Here is a 1,515-nt window from a genome sequence, read left to right as displayed (position 1 = left end):
CCGGTTGGCGACGCGCACGCCACCACAGGCCGAAACCCAGCAATGTCGTGCAGGCGAGGAGCAGGGTGCTCAGTTGCCACAGCCACAGGCGGCTATCGTCGGGCGCGGTGATGATGGTCGGTGTGGCGGGCGTGTCCACCACCAGGCTCGGGTTATTCGCCACTTGCAGGGTGCGGGCGGGCAGGCTGGTGCGTTCGAGGTGGTCTTCATGGGTGTTCCACCACACCACTTCCACCGCCGGCAATTCCAGGGCGCCGGCGCGGGTGGGTACCAGGGCTTCGCGGTCTTCACGGCTGCCGATCAGGCCACGGTCGCTGTTCTGGTTGCCGAGTACCGGTTGGTCCGGGTAGCGGCGCAGGCCATTGATCTCGGTGCTCGGCAGCCCCGGCAGTTGTGCGCTGGACAGGCCTTCGGCCTTGACTGTCAAGCTGCGGGTCAGGGAATCGCCGATCTGCACGTGGTCCGGCTCGGGGTTCCAGTTTTCGCTCAGGGTCAGGCTGCGTGCCGGTAGCCACGGCGCATCGGCGGGATACAACTCGGGCTTGGGTTTGACCGTCAACTCGATGGGCGCGGTGCTGACGTGAATCAGCTTGCCCGGCTTGGTGCCTTGCAGCGTGTTCTCCTGCGGCGGGCGCGACTCCACCAAGGTTGCGCTGAAGGTTTGCGCCGCAATCGTCAGGTTGCCGCTGTGCTGCGGGTAGATCGCGTAGCGGGTTTCGATCACGCCATGGCGAATGCTGTTGATGACTTTCTCGTAGGTGCGCGATTCGCCCAGTTGCTCGATACGCGCATCGGGAATCTGCAGCGGTGTGAGGCTGCTGTCGTCGTACAGCGACACCGAGTGATACACGCGTACCGTCAACAGTGTCTGGGCTTGAACGTACACGCTGTTCTGGTCGAGGTTGGACTCGACGAACACCGGCGCGAGTTCGGCGTTGGTGTCCTGGCTGGTGGTTTCCAACACTTGCAGGCTGATCGGCTGGGTCGTGTATTCACCCACTTGCAACGGCGGGATCACCACGGTGCCGTTTTCCTTGGGCAGCAGAGTGATGATCCAGCGCGTGGTGGCGTGGTTGTCGCCGCCGAGGGTGGTGAGTTGGTTGATCTGGCGGGTGCCGCTGACTTCGAACTGCGCATCCAGCGGCGACAGGTCGGGTTTGCCGAACTGGGTGACGTCGCTGGATTCCACCGTCAGTTCCACCGTTTCCCCGGAGTTGAGGCGGCTGCGGTCGACGCTCGCGACCAGGTTCGCCGCCTGGGCGTGGCCTGCCGATAACGCGAGCAGAAGCAGAAGGGTGGTGCGGCGGCTCATCGAGTCTTGTCCTGATGCTGTTGCTGTTCGTACCAGAATTTGCGGCGCAGCAGTTCGCCGGGGTTGTCCGGGATCTCCTGCAGCCATTGTTCCAGGGCCTGGCGATGTTCACCGTCCAGGCTGGCGTCGCTCGGGCGCAGCGGCGGGGTGGTGGTTTGCTCATCCCCCAGTTCGCTGCCTGGCACGTCATTGCCGCCCGCTTG

At 64.4% G+C, this 1,515-nt stretch carries 1 protein-coding gene and 1 pseudogene; both read right to left on the bottom strand.

Annotated elements, in window-relative coordinates; all coding sequences use genetic code 11:
- Nucleotides 1-1,312: BatD family protein (locus tag L9Z73_RS30310; RefSeq protein ID WP_247408644.1), on the bottom strand; the 1,312-nt coding region annotated here is incomplete at its 3' end.
- Nucleotides 1,309-1,515: pseudogene (locus L9Z73_RS30305) on the bottom strand (hypothetical protein); the annotation flags it as partial. The gene L9Z73_RS30310 and the pseudogene L9Z73_RS30305, both read right to left, overlap by 4 nt.

Source organism: Pseudomonas emilianonis (assembly GCF_023072625.1).
Lineage (GTDB): Bacteria > Pseudomonadota > Gammaproteobacteria > Pseudomonadales > Pseudomonadaceae > Aquipseudomonas > Aquipseudomonas paraveronii.
Note: the sequence above shows the minus strand (reverse complement) of the source record. Positions and strands in the feature narration are given on the sequence as shown.